The organism is Paenibacillus sp. FSL R5-0914 (assembly GCF_038004525.1).
Classification (GTDB): domain Bacteria; phylum Bacillota; class Bacilli; order Paenibacillales; family Paenibacillaceae; genus Paenibacillus_AQ.
This window is the reverse complement of record NZ_JBBORH010000001.1, coordinates 1-16,676: the sequence shown is the minus strand read 5'-3', so window position 1 is coordinate 16,676 and position 16,676 is coordinate 1. Positions and strand designations below refer to the sequence as shown.

Here is a 16,676-nt window from a genome sequence, read left to right as displayed (position 1 = left end):
AGCTACCTACTTGTAGAGCTTGATTCCGACCCCTTGTGACACTCTTGTAACAGAGATTCGCTACGATATGCTACGAGGTGAGAAAATGAAGAAATCTAAAGCTTTTATCGTGTTGATCTTATTGTTGGTTGTCGGATGCAGTTCGGTACCATCACAAGCCAATCCAGAACTGAAGAAGGAAGAGAAGACAGAAAGGAATGAGAAGTTAGCCTTCTGGGAGGGCCAGAGAAAAGGAACCAATTTCATGAATTCAAAATCTTTACCGGAAAACTATGATGCTGCCAAAGAGCAAAATATTGAATTCATTCGTTTGGCACCAGATAAATGGGCAAAAGACAGTGACTATTTATTTAATGACAAACCGGATGCGAACCCGGATAAAGATTTTCTAATAGGGAATGCAGATAAGTATGAAGGGATTGTTGAGGAGGATTTTGCCGAGTTAAAAGCGGACTTAGATGCAGCCGAGGCTCGGGGCTCCAAAGTGGTGCTGACCGTCCTCAGTCTCCCCGGAGATCGCTGGAGGCAGTTCAATAATTACAAAAATGATGACCGGATATGGAAAGATTTCAGTTATCATGAACAAGCGGCAGTGTTTTGGAGAGATCTAGCAAGCCGGTTGAAAGATCATCCTGCGGTAATCGGTTATAACCTGATAAATGAGCCACATCCAGAGACCGCCACGGGATTTAATGACTTCTGGACACAGGACTACAGCGAATGGTATAGCTCAGTAGAGAATACCCCTGCGGATTTGAATCTTTTATATGAGACGATAGTGACCGCTATTCGTACCGTAGATACGAAGACACCAATTATCGTAAATTCTGGGCTGTATGCTACACCTTGGGCTTTTAAATATTTAAAACCGATCGATGATGAGAATGTGTTGTATGCTTTTCATATGTACGAGCCTTACGAGCTAACCAGTCAAAATAAGAAAAAAGGGCTTACCTATGAGTATCCTGGAACGATAAAGGTCGGGGATAATAAAACGGAAAAAGCTTTTAACGAGGAAGCCTTAAAGGAATTTCTGGAACCTGTTGCGCAGTGGGCAAAGGAACATAACATCCCCGCAAATCGGATTGTTGCAGAAGAGTTTGGAACGAATCGATTAGTAAAAGGTGCAGATCAATACATGGCTGATTTAATTTCGATTTTTGATGATTTCGGCTGGCATTGGGCGTTTTATGCTTTCCGCGAGGATACTTGGGACGGTATGGATTATGAATTGGGAAGTAAGCCCCCAACCTGGGAATATTGGCAAGCGATAGAGAATGGCGAACAGCCTCCTCGAAAAGTAGTCGATAGCCCGATATGGGAAGTATTGAAGAAAGGAATTGAAGGAAAGGAGTAAATGATGCTACTTGAACATTCTAATTGCCGATGATGAGAAACATATGACCACTATATTGAAGACTTATTTCGAAAAAGAGGGCTATAACGTTTGGGTAGCAGCGGATGGGGAGGAGGCGCTGGAGCTCTTTTTTTCGAATAAGATCGACCTTGTGGTACTGGATTGGATGATGCCTAAGCGAAGCGGGATTGAGGTGTGTAATGAAATCAAGCAGGTTAGTTTAGTTAAGGTGGTCATGTTGACCGCTCGATCTTCCCATGACGATGAATTTAGCGCATTAGATATCGGTGCAGATGAATATATAAGAAAACCATTCGATCCACGGATCTTAATGCTGAGAATCAAAAAAATGCTGGGTACCGAAAAAGTAGCTGCTATACGGGATTTAGAAATTGATTTTGAGCGAAAAAAAGTGTTCAAGAATGGGGAGGAGCTGTCCCTATATAAAAAAGAGTTTGAACTGCTAACCTTCCTATATGAGAATAAAGGCCGGATTTTGTCCAGAGATTCTTTGTTATCTTCCGTTTGGGGAATGGATTATCTTGGTGAAGAGAGAACCGTGGATACACATATCAAAAGATTACGCGATAAGATTGGGGCTGACCACGTAATCACACACAGGGGAATGGGGTACAGCTTCCATGATAAAAATCAATAAAATAAGCACGAAGTTATTGATTATGGTAAGTATTATTCTGCTGATTGTGTTTGGGACGTCCTATTCATTACACAATTTTTTCTCGTCCGATTATTACCTTTACAAAATGAAAACCAAAATTAACGACATTTATGACGAAGTAAAGGATCTCAGCCTGGATCAGCTCATGGAGAAAGAAACAGCGATCGAGAACAATAACAATGTAACGATAGTTAGGGTTGAGAACAACGGAAGCGCAACAATAATCAACGAGAACATTCAATTTGCGTTGTACAAAGATAAAGTGGCACTTAATAAGTTCTGGATTACGGAAGAAGTTTTGCAAAAGGTAAATGAAGGAAAAACGGTGAATCTATTATTTAATCAGGGGAAATTGAAGTCCAGCCTGTTAACGAAAATATATGAGCAGGATGGTAGCTTAATCCTCATCGGCACAGTGGTTGTGCACAATACAGATGCTTTAAACATCGTAAACCAATTCAGCTTCTATTCCATTCTTTTGGGGATTATTATCAGTTTGCTGTTAGTGGCTTATTTTTCGAGGAAAATCATTACTCCGTTAGAGCAATTGCAGGATGTAGCGAAGGATATCTCCAATCTTGATTTTAAACAAGTGACGATTAAGTCGGGGGATGAAATCGAAGAATTATCAAAGAGCATTAACCAGATGAGTCAGCGCCTGAAAAGTGCCCATGCAGAGCTGGAGAAGAAAAATCAAAGCTTAAACACACTGATCTCAAGCATTTCACACGAGGTAAAAACACCGTTATCCTTAATCCAGGCGTATACCATTGGCATTCAAGACGATTTGGATGATGGTACGTATACGGATATCATTTTGGAACAGGTGAAGTATACGTCTGATATGGTGGATTACTTAATTAAACTGTCCAAGATTCAAAAGACCGAAGTGTATAAAGAAAAATTCGATCTTAAAGAGCTTCTGCTCAAAGTGATCTCACAATATAACATTACGCTTAAAAATAAAAACCTGATCTTACAGACCGACTTCCATTCGGTTGAACGATCCATCGTTGAGGAGGATAGCAGCCAGATAGAAATTGTATTCAACAACTTAATTAGTAATGCCATTAAATATGGGGAAGAGAATGTCTTTAGCATCTCATTAGCGAGTGACATACACGATGCACTGAAATTCACCATTACTAATAAAACCACGCGCCTGAAAGAGGAGCATTTAGCGTATATTTGGGACCCGTTCTATGTCATTGAGGAGTCTCGGAATAAAGAAATCTCAGGAACTGGACTTGGCCTGTCTATCGTCGCGGAGATTCTAGCTAAGAATGATCTAAAATATGAAGCCACATTAGAGGACTCGTATATTAGTTTTAGTGTTTGGTTTGATGTTGAGGTTACAGAAAATAATTGCTAGTGGGAGGAAAATGTCCCTTAAGAAATCTTCAGTTACTGTTGCAACTCTTTCACTCTTAATCAACCTCATAATGAATATGTATCAGGCACTATCAATGATTAAATGTTTAGATTAGGGAAAGCCTCCCTAATTATGTGAGATTAATCGTGCTCCAAGCGATAATTAGGGAAAATCTCCCCAATTATCAGGTTGTTTCATTCATAAAGAGGGTATTCTCGTATTTATTAGGGAGGATTTCCTTAAAAGTCACAAATTGAGCCGATAATTGACTAATTTTAGGGAGGATTTCCCTAATCCGCAAAGTGGTGTGATGTGAAGCTTAATGCAATGCTAGTGGAATTGAATTGCAGCTCATAATAAATGAAGCACTCCTTCAAGGAGGATTCATTCGCTTTAAAGCTATCAGCAGAGACACGATTCTACACATAATCGTGAATGGTTTTTAGATTTAACCCATAAATATGGTGAAAAGTAACGGAGGGAATTTTGGAACTGTAGGAGCGGAGCGTTCGCCTTTGTCTCCGGATGTTATCCGCTGATAGCGGTAAAATCAAAAACATCTGGAGACAACAGCGACCGTAAGTCCAAACATTCCCGCAGTTACGCCCCGTCACCATATTCATCACACAATCACCATATTCATCGCCCCGTCACCATATTCATCACACAATCACCATTATTCTTCACCAGCCATCACCATATTCATCGCCCTACCATCAATTCAGCTTCAAGATCGAAGCATTATCAACAAAGGTAGCTGTATTAAACAGCATCAATACATCCTTGATATCATTCTGAGCCATGTACTCACTGATACTCCCGTTATAATAACGAATGTCGATCACGTGGATTTCCGGTACATGCTGAGTCAGAAAAGGAATTACACTATGTGCATAGGAGTCCTTGATGACGAGTAGCTTCTCCTGTTTGATCACTTTAGGATCAAGCTGGCTTGTGATTTTCATGAGGGCATGAACGCCCCCTAGAAAATAAGAGTACTTATCTTTTTTCTCCAAATAGCTTGAATCATACATACTTGTTAAAGTCTCACCTGTATCTACAATATGCATCTTGGTGGATACATCATGAACAGGCTTATACACTTGAATGGAATCTGGTGCCACCCCAATGAATTGACTCCGCGTATGGTAGCTTCCAAGGAACGAATCGCTTACCGTCTCAATCTCGAATTCGCTCTGGGACAGAGGTTGCCATCCCATACTTTTAGCATAAGCTACGTAAGCCAAATAAGCGCCGTAGGTTGTCCAGTGATGATCGGTCCGATAATAAATGTCCTCTGCGGCATGAGGAGCAAGAACATTAAATCCATTTATAAAAGTAAGGCTATCCCCTACATCCTCAGCAATCGTTTGATTCACCTCGGCTTGCGAATATACGGGTGCTAACCAGGGAAGACGCTCGTTGTACAAGCCTACCGATGTCGGCGCAAGCAGAAAGGTCGTTTTGGCTTCAGCATTTTTATCGGCAAAACGCTTCACAGCCGCTGTATATTGCTGAACCTTATTGTGATCAGGTGCCTCGAATTTTTCGAATAAGTAGCCGTCTTTCCCCTTATAAATTCCGTTATTCTCTTGCTGCAACCTCATTTGCTCCACCGCCGATTTCACCCATACCCATTTGGCGCGAAAAGGGAAGTGATCGGTTACGAAGTTTTCTGCCTCTTCCGCGTAGGTGTGGGATAATAAATTGTCCCATGTCAGTTGGGGAGCGCTTTGCAAATATCGGTTTTCTAGCTCAGAGAAACGTTGAACTGGCAATAAGAAAAAGGTTATACCCACCAGAAACAGCGTCGCGACAAATCCTACCACTAGTATTCGATCCGTTCTCTGCTTCATAAACAATCACCCCCTAGAATCGGAAATATAAGAATGGGTTAAAGGTAGCATCCACTAAGTAAGCGACAGATAGGAAGAACAGCACACCATACCAAATCAGAGAAGGGATCGTTCTATCATCCATACGCTTGAAGAGTTTCAAAGGCACGGATGCTAAAGTTAGTACCACAAGTAGAATCGCATTTGTGTAAGTGAAGTATAAAGTAGTGGTATCCCACAATGGCTGACCGTTAAAGCCGAGCATCGCTTGCAAATAACTAAGCACCAATGGAAGTTCTTCAAAGGCGAACAAGACCCATCCGACGAGAATAAGTACAATGGCATATAGATGCCTAACCCAGCGCGGTAGGCGGCTCAGTAGCTTTAATCCCCACCATTTTTCAAAGATAAGAATAACCCCAAAGTATAATCCCCAGAGTAGAAAACTCCAGCTTGCTCCGTGCCAGATTCCCGTCAACAGCCAGACGATGAGGATATTGCGCACTTGAATGCCTAAACCCCGGCGGTTGCCTCCAAGCGGGATATATACGTAGTCACGAAACCAACTGCTAAGGGAAATATGCCATCTCCGCCAGAAGTCGGTAATGCTCTGTGAAATATAAGGTTTGTTGAAGTTCTCGTTAAAGCGGAAGCCGAACATAAGTCCGAGGCCAATCGCCATATCCGAATATCCACTGAAATCAAAATAGATCTGAAAAGCAAATGCAATAATGCCAATCCAAGCGGTTAAAGCAGGCATGGAATCTAGATTGGAGCTGGAGATGGTGTGCCAGAGCAAACCGATGTTATTGGCAAGCAGCACTTTTTTGGCTAGTCCGATAATGAATCTTCGTACACCCTCTGCGAACATGGGGATATCCACCGAACGCGCTCGTAATTGCTCTGCAATGGTGTTGTATTGAACGATAGGACCGGCTACTAATTGTGGGAACAAGGCTACAAACGTACCGAAATCAATCCAATTTTGCTGTGCTTTAGCAGTTCCTCTGTATACGTCAATGATGTACGACATGGATTGGAAGGTATAGAACGAAATCCCAATAGGTAGTGGTAAATCAGTTAATGGGATATGAGTACCGAGGAGTTCGTTTACATTTTGGATGAGAAAATCTGCATATTTGAAATACGACAATAAGCCCAGGTTAATAACCATAGAGCTTACCACAATCCACTTGCGCTGTACCTTAGTTAGCTTCGGTCTACTAAGAAGTAGACCAAAGCCGTAATCCGTAATGGTGGACAGCAACATAATTACAATGTAGACGGGTTCGCCCCAAGCATAAAACACCAGACTGCTTAAGAACAATATGAGGTTTTTGATTCGCCAAGGCGAAACATAGTAGAGTGCAAGGACAGCCGGCAGGAACAGGAATAGGAACAGTAGGCTGCTGAATACCATCGCTAATTATTTTTTAGTAAACAAGGTATCAAATTCAGTCACCAGCTGATCAGCACTCTCCGAAATCACGAATAAGATGTAATTGCCTTTTGTGACCAGCTTATAATTTTGGGCGTTCACATACTGATCCGGAAGGTATTGTTCGAATTGCTTTTGAATATCAGTCGCACGCTCTTTGACGGCGGTTTCGACAGTAGAGATATCTTTTGCATCTTTAACTTTTAAAATGGCAATTTCGTTACTTTTCACATTCATCATTGGCATTCTAATGCTATAATCTTCAAGTAATGATGGAGCTAGATGGTACAGCTGAGCCACCATATCTTCTTCAACTTCCATTAATGAAGGCTGTTCCACTTTTGCGAGCATCTCGTCGATCATTTCTTTCGGCGTCAGATTGGTTTCGACAACTGCTTCATTGTTACTACTGGAACAGGCGCTAAGCATTACACTTAATACAATAGTTAACGCTAGAATGAAGGTATGTTTTTTCAATTAGGTCACTCTCCTTGGTGTGTTTGATCTACGTTTCTCTAGTTAACTAACGTAAAGAGTCTATAGAATGTTGCGGGACACTTTCTTTCGAATACTTTACCCCAATTTTGTGGAAATATGTTTGAAGGAAAAGGTCATGCAAAGATCTTCCTCTCTTAGCTTGCGCAATGGTTGGTTATACTGTTAATGTTAGATAGATAGTTTTGAATAGAAGGGGATTGAACGGAATGATCGAAGAACTGAACAATAATGGACTACCGGAGAATTACGAGGAATTAAAGAAAGCTGCCAACCGCTCTGCGGATTGGAGAGCACGTCTAGAAGCAGTTGAAGAACTGGGTCAGACGAACCACAAACAAATTATCGATATCCTGACGCGTTTAATGGAGAGCGATCCTGTATATACAGTTCAAGAAGCTGCTTACCTTAAACTGAAGGCATTCGGCGAAGATGTTAAAGCACCTTCCAAGAATAAACCGGAGCTAGTAAAAGGCGTATCCAAAATACTCCTGAGAATCAAGAAGAGCCTGCCAAGAGATCATTCGTACGAAGATTTCAAAGAGAAGCTGAAGAAGATGAGAATCGACGTTTACGACACTTATGAAGGCGAAAAGGGCGATGACTTCGACGCGTGGCTGATGAAGATGTGGACTTCCGCGAACAAGTAAAGGATGACAACATGCAAACCAACAAATTAACAGAACAATTTCAAGAATATCTTAAGCTTTCTGCTGACTTACGTCCTGACTATATTGCCAGCTTAGGCAAGGGTGATAATGAAGAGAAGATGACGGTGATTGTTCCAGAAGCCCCTGAACTACTGAAAGTTATTTATAGCATAGTTTCAGGTACAAGCAGTGAGGAAGAAGAACCAAGTCTAATCGAATTTATTCCAGGGTATCGTCTAATTCATATTAATGAATATGAAGCAGAGATGAAGATTTTAACTGGAATATTGGAGGAAAAAGGCCATCAAGTGGATGGCGTTATCTTGCCGATCTTAACGAACTACGGTAGCGACTTCATTTGTTACTACAAATCTACAGATGGTGTGGAACGTGTATGTGACCTGCTGCATGATTTTGGGGATCTGATTGTGATGTATGAATCACCAGAAAAGTTCCTGGAGACTTTATGTGAGTTCTACAAGCAGGAAGTTTATTTCCTGGATGAAGAGGGATACCTCGATTGCGATTTAGTAAAAGAGGGCGAAGTAGGCGCGGCTCTGAACCCAGATGCGAAATATTGGTCCGAGTAACGAGCTAATACCCTATAAAGAAGAGCAGCAGTCCGATTACGGACTAGCTGCTCTTTGTTTTAAAATCTACTGTTATGTTACTCGTGCGCAGCGCGTTTCTCCTGCTCACGAAGCTCTACTCTCCGTATTTTTCCGGAGGTCGTCTTTGGAAGATCTTGAATGAACTCGATTTTGCGTGGATATTTATAAGGAGCGGTCCACTCTTTAACATGGGATTGCAGCTCCTTCACAAGCTCAGGAGAAGCGGCGGTCTCATCTTTTAGTACAATAAAAGCTTTAACGATATGTCCGCGGATTTCATCCGGACTAGCAACGACCGCGCATTCCTTAACCGAAGCATGCTTCATAAGGGCTTCTTCTACTTCGAAAGGACCAATGGTGTAACCTGAGCTAATGATAATGTCATCTCCACGGCCCTCGAACCAGAAATAACCTTCTTCATCTTTCCGTGCCCGGTCTCCAGTTATGAAGAACTCACCGTGAGTACTGCTTTCTTTTCTACCAGGATCTTTGTAATAGGTATGAAATAACGCTGGCATACTTAAGTGTACTGCGATATCTCCAACGACTCCAGCAGGTACCGGAATGCCGTCTTCGTCTACTACTTCAACTAGCCCCGGAGCAATAGACTTACCCATAGAACCTATCCGAATAGGAGTATCTTTGAGTGTTCCGATGATAAGCGTACTTTCTGTTTGACCATAACCATCACGAATCGTGATATTGAATTCACGTTGGAAGGTGTTGATGACCTCTTGATTCAAAGGCTCTCCAGCGGAAACTGCGCAGCGAAGGTGGGACAAGTCATAATGACTGAGATCTTCTAACTTGGCCATCAAACGATATTCAGTTGGCGTACAGCATAATACCTCGATGTTGTGATCCTGCAGCAGCTGCAAATATTTTTTGGGATGAAAAGATCCACTATATACAAACCCAGTCGCCCCGTTGCCAAGGACGGATAAGAAGGGGCTCCAGATCCATTTTTGCCAGCCCGGTGCCGCTGTTGCCCAGACGGTGTCTGTTTCTTTAATATCGAGCCATTGAGGCGATGTGATCCGCAAGTGAGCATAACCCCAGCCATGACTATGAACGACTGCTTTGGGGTTGCCGGTTGTTCCAGAGGTATATGCCAAGATTGCCATATCGTCCCGGTGGCTTTCGACTGCTGTGAACATATCTGGCTGATTAATCATTAGACTTTCCAGATCTAGCCATCCATGACCGAGCTCGTCAGGGGCGCCGGATACGGAAAGACGGTAATCCAGAGCAGGCAGATCGTCCGAGATTTTATTAACTTCATCAGTGATCTCGGACCAGGCAATAACGGCTCTGGCTTCGGAATGCCGCAGACGATAGGATAAATCCTTAGCGCGAAGCATTTCTGATGAAGGGATAATGGCAAGTCCTAGCTTCAGACATGCTAAATAGATGACATAAGCGATGATTCGGCGTGGAACCATTACAAGAACACGATCCCCTTGCTGGAGGCCAACTGCTGCGAGCCCTCCAGCAAGTCGGTTAGCTTGCTTGCGAAGATCTCCGTAAGTGATCTCCTCGTAGTCTCCTTGTTCATTCAACCACTTAAGTGCAATCTTTTCCGGAGCATGACGTTCCATTTCCGAAGTGAGATTGTAGTACTCAGGTGCGATCCACTGCTGATTATTCAATATGAACCTCTCCTATATAAAACAAGATGTGTATAACTGTTATGCTTAGTATAGCACGTTATCCTAGTACCAGGTACTAGTACCTTGATGCCTAAATTTGATATCATAGGGTTCAGAAGGTTAAGATAACTTGTGTAAATATAAATCCAGAAAGTGAGAACTATGTTATGAATCACACAACTTTTGATGAAATATTCGCCATTATGGAAGCCTCTTTTCCTACCTCCGAGATCAGAACCTATGAGGGACAACAGGAGTTATTGGATGTTTCACATTACCGATTGATTACCGAAGTGAATGCTGAGGGGAAAATCATTGCTTTTATAGCTTGCTGGGAGTTTCCAGGATTTCGATTTGTAGAACATATTGCCGTGGACCCAAGTATAAGAGGTGGGGGCATTGGTAAAAAGCTGATGGAAGAATATATCCGTCAGTCGGGCAAGCCTGTGCTTCTTGAAGTAGAGCCGCCACTGGGTGAAATGGAACAACGGAGAATTGGCTTTTATGAGCGACTGGGCTTCCATTTGAATCCTTATGCTTATGTGCAGCCCCCTCTGCGTGAGGGAAATGCGGATTTACCGCTTCAAATTATGACTTACCCTAACCCTGTCGATGTAGAAGAATTCAATCTTTATAGAGAAATTTTATATACAGAAGTGTATAAGGTTACAACGCCGTATCAAAGTTAATCTAACAGCAATCCGTACGATCCTTTTTAGGACAAGCGGGTTGCTGTTTTTATTTTTTTTGAATTAATGATATTTTGATTTTTTTAATTACAAAATGGGTACAAGTAAGAAACAACTTAGAGACATAATCTTATTTTGTTTGAGCTAAAGTAAGAACAAAGATGGAACTTTCGAGGAGGGCTTACTTATGAAAAACAAAAAAATAATTATAGCAACAATGGTGTTTGGGATGGTAGTCACAGGATCAGCCGGTGTGTACGCAGGAACTAAACTTCAGAAAATCACGGCATATCTCAATCACAGCATAGGATTTAAGGTGAATGGCACGGCTTATACGCCAGTTGATAATAAAGGAAATGCACTGGCACCAATTACGTATAACAATACAACCTATCTTCCTGTACGTGCGATTGCTGATGTAATGAAGGTGCCTGTGACCTTTGATGCGGTGAACAATCAGGTTATTCTTGGCACAGGAGGCTCGGTGACTGACACTATTTCTCTGACTCCAGTACAATACAGCAACACTCAGAAAGAAGAGATTGTTAAAGCCTTCGCTAATTTCCAAGGTTTTGAAACAGCCTATGCACCTACTCAAATGGTGAGTGGAGACGCATTTCAAAAAGTAGTGGGTTCAGATGATGGTGTGAACTTTCTGTTTAAGCAGATGAAGGTGAATATTTCTCCTCGTGATTACGCTTACGAATATAAAGGTGAAACCGTAAAGCTCTCTAACGGAACCGAAGCTAAATGGTATAGTCCATCCACCGATTCGTTGTTCTTGACCTATAAACTGGATGATCGTTTTGTTACTATTAGTTCCCCGAATAAAACACTGAGTAAGACGCAATTAGAGAAAGTAGCAGTGAATGTAGTGAAATGGACGAAATAAGCCCTCATTAGCACTTATCTTTGTGCCTTAAAAAGTAAAGCAGCAAGTCTCCCATAGTTGGAGAGGCTTGCTGCTTCTTTGTCGTGTTTGGAAGCCAATGATTTAAACGCTTTTACTTACTGTGCTGTTTATTTGGCAGCTTTTGACTTGGTGTACTTTTACCGTGATTTTCTTTATTCTTTTCAGCTTTCTTTTGGGTATCGTGTACTTTTTCTACAAAAGCATGAGTATCGTCCATGTTTATCCTCCTTGATTGGCAACCTTGCCGTTACTGTAACCACTTTTGTAAGAATACATACACGATGTACTTTACAAACTTCTATGTTTATAAAGACATTGCGAAAATATTTAATAGTTACTATAAATGGATGCAAGCATTTCATAGAACAGTAAGGGAGACTGATTATGAACAGGTTATTTAAACAAGCTGTATCCATGACCTTAGCTTTCGTTATGGTACTGGGAATTACATTCACAGGAATACCAGCTTATGCTGAAGACAGCAATGGGGATGCTGGACTACTGCAATTACAATCGTTAGAGCCTGTTACATTATTGGCAGGGAATTCTACGTGGAAGTATCTAGATCACGGAACAGATCAAGGGACGGTATGGCGGTCCGTGTACGATGATTCAACATGGGCGTCTGGCCAAGCACCGCTTGGTTATAAAGATAGTGGATCCGGAGTCAGCAGTAAGCAATTTGGTGCTCTGAACACAAATATAAGCTACGGTTCTAATAAGAGTATGAAATATCGTACTTCTTACTTCCGTACAAACGTAACGGTGAATAAGGAAGAGATTGCGAAATCCGATAAAATCTTGGGTAACTTCGCATTTGATGACGGAGCTGTACTATATTTGAACGGTAAAGAAATTTACCGTGAGGCTATGCCAGCGGGCGAAATTAATTTTCAAACAAAAAGTTCAACTAACTTAAGTGATCCAAACGAATATACCAAGGTAGACCTTACCGAAGTAGTAAAGGCTAACTTGAAGGACGGAAGTAATGAGCTTTCAGCTGAGGTGCATCAGTCAAGTGATGGTAGCTCTGACCTCTATTGGGATATGAACCTGATTGCTTATCCGGTAGTAGAGCCTGTAGAACCTGGAGTTGGTAAGCCTGAGTCCATCGCACTGACTTTTAACGGAAACCCTCAGACTAGTATGGGATTCAACTGGTATGCACCTGAGAGTGTGACGGGTACCAAGCTTGAAGTAGTAGAAGCTTCTAAATTAGTGGACGGTCAGTTCCCGGTAGGTGCTCAAACTTACGAAGGAACATCGGTTACAACAAGCGTGTATATGACCAAAGCGGATAAGTCAGCTAAAAAACCAGTTGTACTGACTAGCCATAAGGTCATTGCTGATCATCTGCAGCCGGGAACGGAGTATGCTTACCGTGCTGGGGATGGACAAGCTGACAATTGGAGTGACATCGGAACGTTTACAACAGAAAGCTCCAGTAATCAGGCATTTAAGTTCTTATATACAACGGACTCTCAAGGAACAACTGAAGGTGATTTTGATATTTGGAATCATACCCTTCAAGAGGGATTGGCTAAATTCCCGACAAGTGAATTCATTCTGAATTCCGGTGATTTGGTAGACAACGGTGATATTGAGGAGCAATGGGGATGGTTCTTCAATAAACCAAAGGATATTCTAGCAAATATCCCATTGGTTCCACTGGTAGGTAATCATGAAAGTAAGAGTTATAGCAATTACACAACTCATTTTAATTTACCTAATGTCTCGAATACGGGCGCAAAACCAGATGGCTCTGTATATTCTTTTGACTACGGATCAGCACACTTTATGGTTATTAATACAGAATATTATGGTGCTAGCTCGAGTCTTGAGAATAACGAAATTTACAAAAAACAAGTAGAGTGGCTGCGCAGTGAAGCCGCGAAAAGCGATCAGAAGTGGAAGGTTGTGCTTTTGCATAAATCACCTTATTCAGTTGCCAGTCACACAAATGATACAGATGTACTCTATTACAGAGCTAATTTGACAAAGGTATTTGATGAGCTTGGTATTGACATGGTTATCGGAGGACATGACCACACCTATACTAGAAGCTATCAAATGTACAACAATCAGCCGTTGACGGATATTAAGCCGGACAAAAACGGAGTGGTAACTGATCCTAAGGGTACGTTATACCTGATTACAAATGCAGCGGGTAATAAAAAATATAATGTTGGCGCAGGTCCGTTTCCTTTTGCAGCTAAATACGAGCAGCCTGGTAAGGAAATGTTCACAGGGATGACTGTAACGAATAATGAATTTTCATACGAAGCCTACACCACGACAACTGGTGGATCTACTGACTTGTATGATAAATACAGCATTCATAAGTCTGACGTAGCTGTTAAACCTGTGCAAAATGCAAAAGCTACTGTAGCAGATGGTGGTAAAATCACGTTAACTTGGGATGCGCCTGCATCCGGTGCACCGGTATCAGGATATCGCATTTATGAGCAAAATGATCTGGTATCTGCAAACTGGACGGTCAGTGTTCCTAATACGGAAGGTCAAACTTCTTATAGTTACACTGTAGAAAATACTAATCCGAACCAAACCTATCAATTTGTTATCAAAGCGGTAAGTGACAGAACCAATTCAGAAGCTAAAATTGCTTCTACCGATTCTATCAAAAAAGTTACAGTTACCTTTAACGGCGACCCAGTGAGTGCAAAAGGATTCACTTGGTACACAGCGTTGAAATCTGCAGGAAGCGACCTGCAGGTTGTAGAGAACACGGGCGTTACTCCAGACTTTACAAAAGCTGCTGAGTTTACAGGACGTTCAGCTGTTTCCAGAAATTCAAAGGATGAATTAGTTCATAAAGCTGAAGCTTATGGCCTTAAGGCTGATACGAAATACTACTTCCGTGTAGGTGATAAAGCACTGGGATTGTGGAGTGCAGTGGGAACTTTCGAAACAGCTGCTAAGACAGGTGCATTTACTTTCATCGATCTGGCGGACACACAAGCTAAGACCGAAGATGAGGCTATTCTTTCTGGAGAAACGATGGCAAAAGCACTTACGACATTCCCGAATGCTGAGTTTGTGGCGATTAACGGAGATATCGTAGATACTGGAACCAATGAATCACAATGGAATTGGTTGCTTGGCCATTCGCAGGAAACCTTGCTCAATACCACTATTGTTCCAGTTGCGGGGAACCATGAGGATAAAGCGAATGCCTTCTATGAGCACTACAATATTAAGGAAGCCGCAGGCTCACCAACAGAAACAGGAGCATACTATTCCTATGATTACAGCAATGCGCACTTTGTAGTCTTGAACACGAATGAGAATTCGGATGAATATGCTAACTTCAGCAAAGCACAGTTGGATTGGATGAAGGCCGATGTAAAAGCAGCGAAGGCTGCTGGAGCGAAGTGGATTATCGTCGCTATGCATAAAGGACCATACACAACCTCTAACCACGCTACTGACAAAGATATTATGGGCGCTAATGGAGAAAGAGCGAAAGTCGCTCCAATGATGGCTGAACTGGGTATTGACCTGGTGCTTCAAGGTCACGATCATATCTATGCACGAACCAAGCCAATCAAGGCTGACGGAACTGCAGCAGACACAGTGAAAATCAAGGAGAGCTTCAATGGTCAAACGGTAGAGTACACAGTAAACCCAGATGGAACAATCTATCTGATTCCAGCTACGGCAGGAGCGAAGGTTTACTATAAGAACATGAAGAAAGAATTGGGAGATGCTTACTATAATCTCTTTGAAGTGGCCAATGAGAATACAGCAGCTAAATACGGAGCGGACCCAAGTGATGCTACGCGTCCAAAACGCGGTCAAGTTCAGACCTTTGTTGGTATCACTGTAGATGCAGGGAAGCTGACAGCTGTATCTTATGAGATTGATCAGAATGTTAATGAGGCTAAACCATATGTTCTTGAAGAGTTCGGTATTGTTAAGGGCGATGAGAATGGTGGAGTTACACCAACGCCAACACCAACGCCAACACCAACACCAACAACAGAGCCGACAAAAGCACCAACAACAGCACCAACAACAGCACCAACAATAAAACCGACAGCAACACCAACACCAACAGTAGCGCCAACAGCTACACCAGCACCGACAACGGCGCCTTCACCAACTGCGACGCCAGTAAGTAAGCCATCTTTAACGGATACTAGCAATCACTGGGCGGCTGCTGTTATCCAGAAAGCAGTAGCAGCTGGCTTCGTTAGTGGTTATCCGGATGATACTTTCCGTCCGAATCAGAAAGTAAATCGGGTTGAATTTATCACAATGCTGGCACGTGCATTGCAATTGCCGGAGAATGGTGACACTTCAAGCTTTAAGGATTCTGCGAAGATTCCAGCATGGGCTAAGTCTTTTGTGGCACAGGCTGTATCTCTGCAAATTATCAGTGGCTATGATGATGGAACATTCCGTCCTACACAGGAGCTAACACGTACAGAATTAGCAGTTATGGTTGTACGCGCTCTTGGTATTACGGTAGATCCTAAAGCGACATTAACCTTCAATGATGCTAAGGATGTACCAGCATGGGCAGTGCCGTATATTGCAGCGGCAGCGAAATCAGGCCTTGTGAATGGTGTAGGGCAGAATAAATTTGCACCTAACCAGAAGGCAACAAGAGCAGAGGCGGTTACCGTAATCCTTGCATTATTAGAAAAAGGGCAGAAGTAAACTATTATCTGCGTGAAATGAACTCAAGCTTAGTTTGTATCGAACAAAGGGGGTCTCAGCTAATCGGCTGAGACCCCCTTTGTGTTTAATAAGATTTTTATATGAAACCTTACACTGACCAAGAAGCTAGCAAAGTTAGCGGATTATTATGATGGAGAAGTAACGGAATATGAAATAATATGTTTTTTTGAAATAATGCTTGCAATGAATCTCTATACATGATATATTCTATTTCTGGCCGAGAAACACACATGCCGAGCTCGAAAAAGAAGTTGAAAAAAGAGCTTGACATTGAACGGCTGAAC

At 42.2% G+C, this 16,676-nt stretch carries 13 protein-coding genes; 8 read left to right on the top strand and 5 right to left on the bottom strand.

The window, feature by feature from the left end; all coding sequences use genetic code 11:
* Window positions 1-85: 85 nt before the first annotated feature.
* The 3 genes from MKX60_RS00065 to MKX60_RS00055 are packed head-to-tail and all read left to right on the top strand — an operon-like array spanning window position 86 to window position 3,408.
* The gene (locus tag MKX60_RS00065; protein WP_256721744.1) at window positions 86-1,357 is read left to right on the top strand and encodes a glycoside hydrolase family 5 protein; all 1,272 of its coding nucleotides are present in this window, start codon (window positions 86-88) and stop codon (window positions 1,355-1,357) included.
* 10 nt (window positions 1,358-1,367) lie between these two features.
* Complete coding sequence (locus tag MKX60_RS00060; protein WP_076286170.1) at window positions 1,368-2,015, top strand: response regulator transcription factor; 648 nt, start codon at window positions 1,368-1,370, stop codon at window positions 2,013-2,015.
* Window positions 1,999-3,408, top strand: a complete 1,410-nt coding sequence (locus tag MKX60_RS00055) for a HAMP domain-containing sensor histidine kinase (protein ID WP_341058766.1) — start codon at window positions 1,999-2,001, stop codon at window positions 3,406-3,408. Before MKX60_RS00060 ends, MKX60_RS00055 begins: the two co-directional genes overlap by 17 nt.
* Window positions 3,409-4,124: 716 nt before the next feature.
* Here MKX60_RS00055 and MKX60_RS00050 read toward each other — a convergent pair.
* From MKX60_RS00050 to MKX60_RS00040, 3 genes are read right to left on the bottom strand one after another with little or no spacing between them, the layout of a single operon-like run.
* The gene (locus tag MKX60_RS00050; protein WP_341058765.1) at window positions 4,125-5,264 is read right to left on the bottom strand and encodes a DHHW family protein; all 1,140 of its coding nucleotides are present in this window, start codon (window positions 5,262-5,264) and stop codon (window positions 4,125-4,127) included.
* A gap of 13 nt (window positions 5,265-5,277) precedes the next feature.
* On the bottom strand, window positions 5,278-6,663 hold the full coding sequence (locus MKX60_RS00045; protein WP_341058764.1) for an MBOAT family O-acyltransferase: 1,386 nt from the start codon (window positions 6,661-6,663) through the stop codon (window positions 5,278-5,280).
* Between the two features lie 6 nt (window positions 6,664-6,669).
* A complete protein-coding gene (locus tag MKX60_RS00040; protein ID WP_076286174.1) occupies window positions 6,670-7,158 on the bottom strand; it encodes a DUF4358 domain-containing protein in 489 nt (162 codons plus the stop codon).
* 227 nt (window positions 7,159-7,385) lie between these two features.
* On the opposite strand from MKX60_RS00040, the gene MKX60_RS00035 reads away from it, so the two are divergent.
* Window positions 7,386-7,826: a HEAT repeat domain-containing protein gene (locus MKX60_RS00035; protein ID WP_076120081.1), complete on the top strand. Its 441-nt coding sequence runs from the start codon at window positions 7,386-7,388 to the stop codon at window positions 7,824-7,826.
* A gap of 11 nt (window positions 7,827-7,837) precedes the next feature.
* Window positions 7,838-8,416 carry a hypothetical protein gene (locus MKX60_RS00030; RefSeq protein ID WP_341058761.1) on the top strand — a complete coding sequence of 193 codons (579 nt, stop codon included), beginning with the start codon at window positions 7,838-7,840 and terminating at the stop codon, window positions 8,414-8,416.
* Window positions 8,417-8,493: 77 nt separating this feature from the next.
* On the opposite strand, the gene mbcS is transcribed toward MKX60_RS00030, so the two are convergent.
* Window positions 8,494-10,089, bottom strand: a complete 1,596-nt coding sequence (mbcS, locus tag MKX60_RS00025; protein ID WP_341060257.1) for an acyl-CoA synthetase MbcS — start codon at window positions 10,087-10,089, stop codon at window positions 8,494-8,496.
* A gap of 164 nt (window positions 10,090-10,253) precedes the next feature.
* Between mbcS and MKX60_RS00020 the strand changes: the two genes are divergently transcribed.
* The gene (locus tag MKX60_RS00020; RefSeq protein ID WP_076287051.1) at window positions 10,254-10,775 is read left to right on the top strand and encodes a GNAT family N-acetyltransferase; all 522 of its coding nucleotides are present in this window, start codon (window positions 10,254-10,256) and stop codon (window positions 10,773-10,775) included.
* Window positions 10,776-10,962: 187 nt separating this feature from the next.
* Complete coding sequence (locus tag MKX60_RS00015; protein WP_339244981.1) at window positions 10,963-11,667, top strand: hypothetical protein; 705 nt, start codon at window positions 10,963-10,965, stop codon at window positions 11,665-11,667.
* A 112-nt stretch (window positions 11,668-11,779) separates the two neighbouring features.
* Here MKX60_RS00015 and MKX60_RS00010 read toward each other — a convergent pair whose 3' ends face one another.
* On the bottom strand, window positions 11,780-11,905 hold the full coding sequence (locus tag MKX60_RS00010; protein WP_052404154.1) for a DUF4023 domain-containing protein: 126 nt from the start codon (window positions 11,903-11,905) through the stop codon (window positions 11,780-11,782).
* A 167-nt stretch (window positions 11,906-12,072) separates the two neighbouring features.
* Here MKX60_RS00010 and MKX60_RS00005 point away from each other — a divergent pair, with 167 nt between their 5' ends.
* Window positions 12,073-16,371, top strand: coding sequence for an S-layer homology domain-containing protein (locus MKX60_RS00005; RefSeq protein ID WP_341058760.1), 4,299 nt, complete (start codon window positions 12,073-12,075; stop codon window positions 16,369-16,371).
* Window positions 16,372-16,676 lie beyond the last annotated feature (305 nt).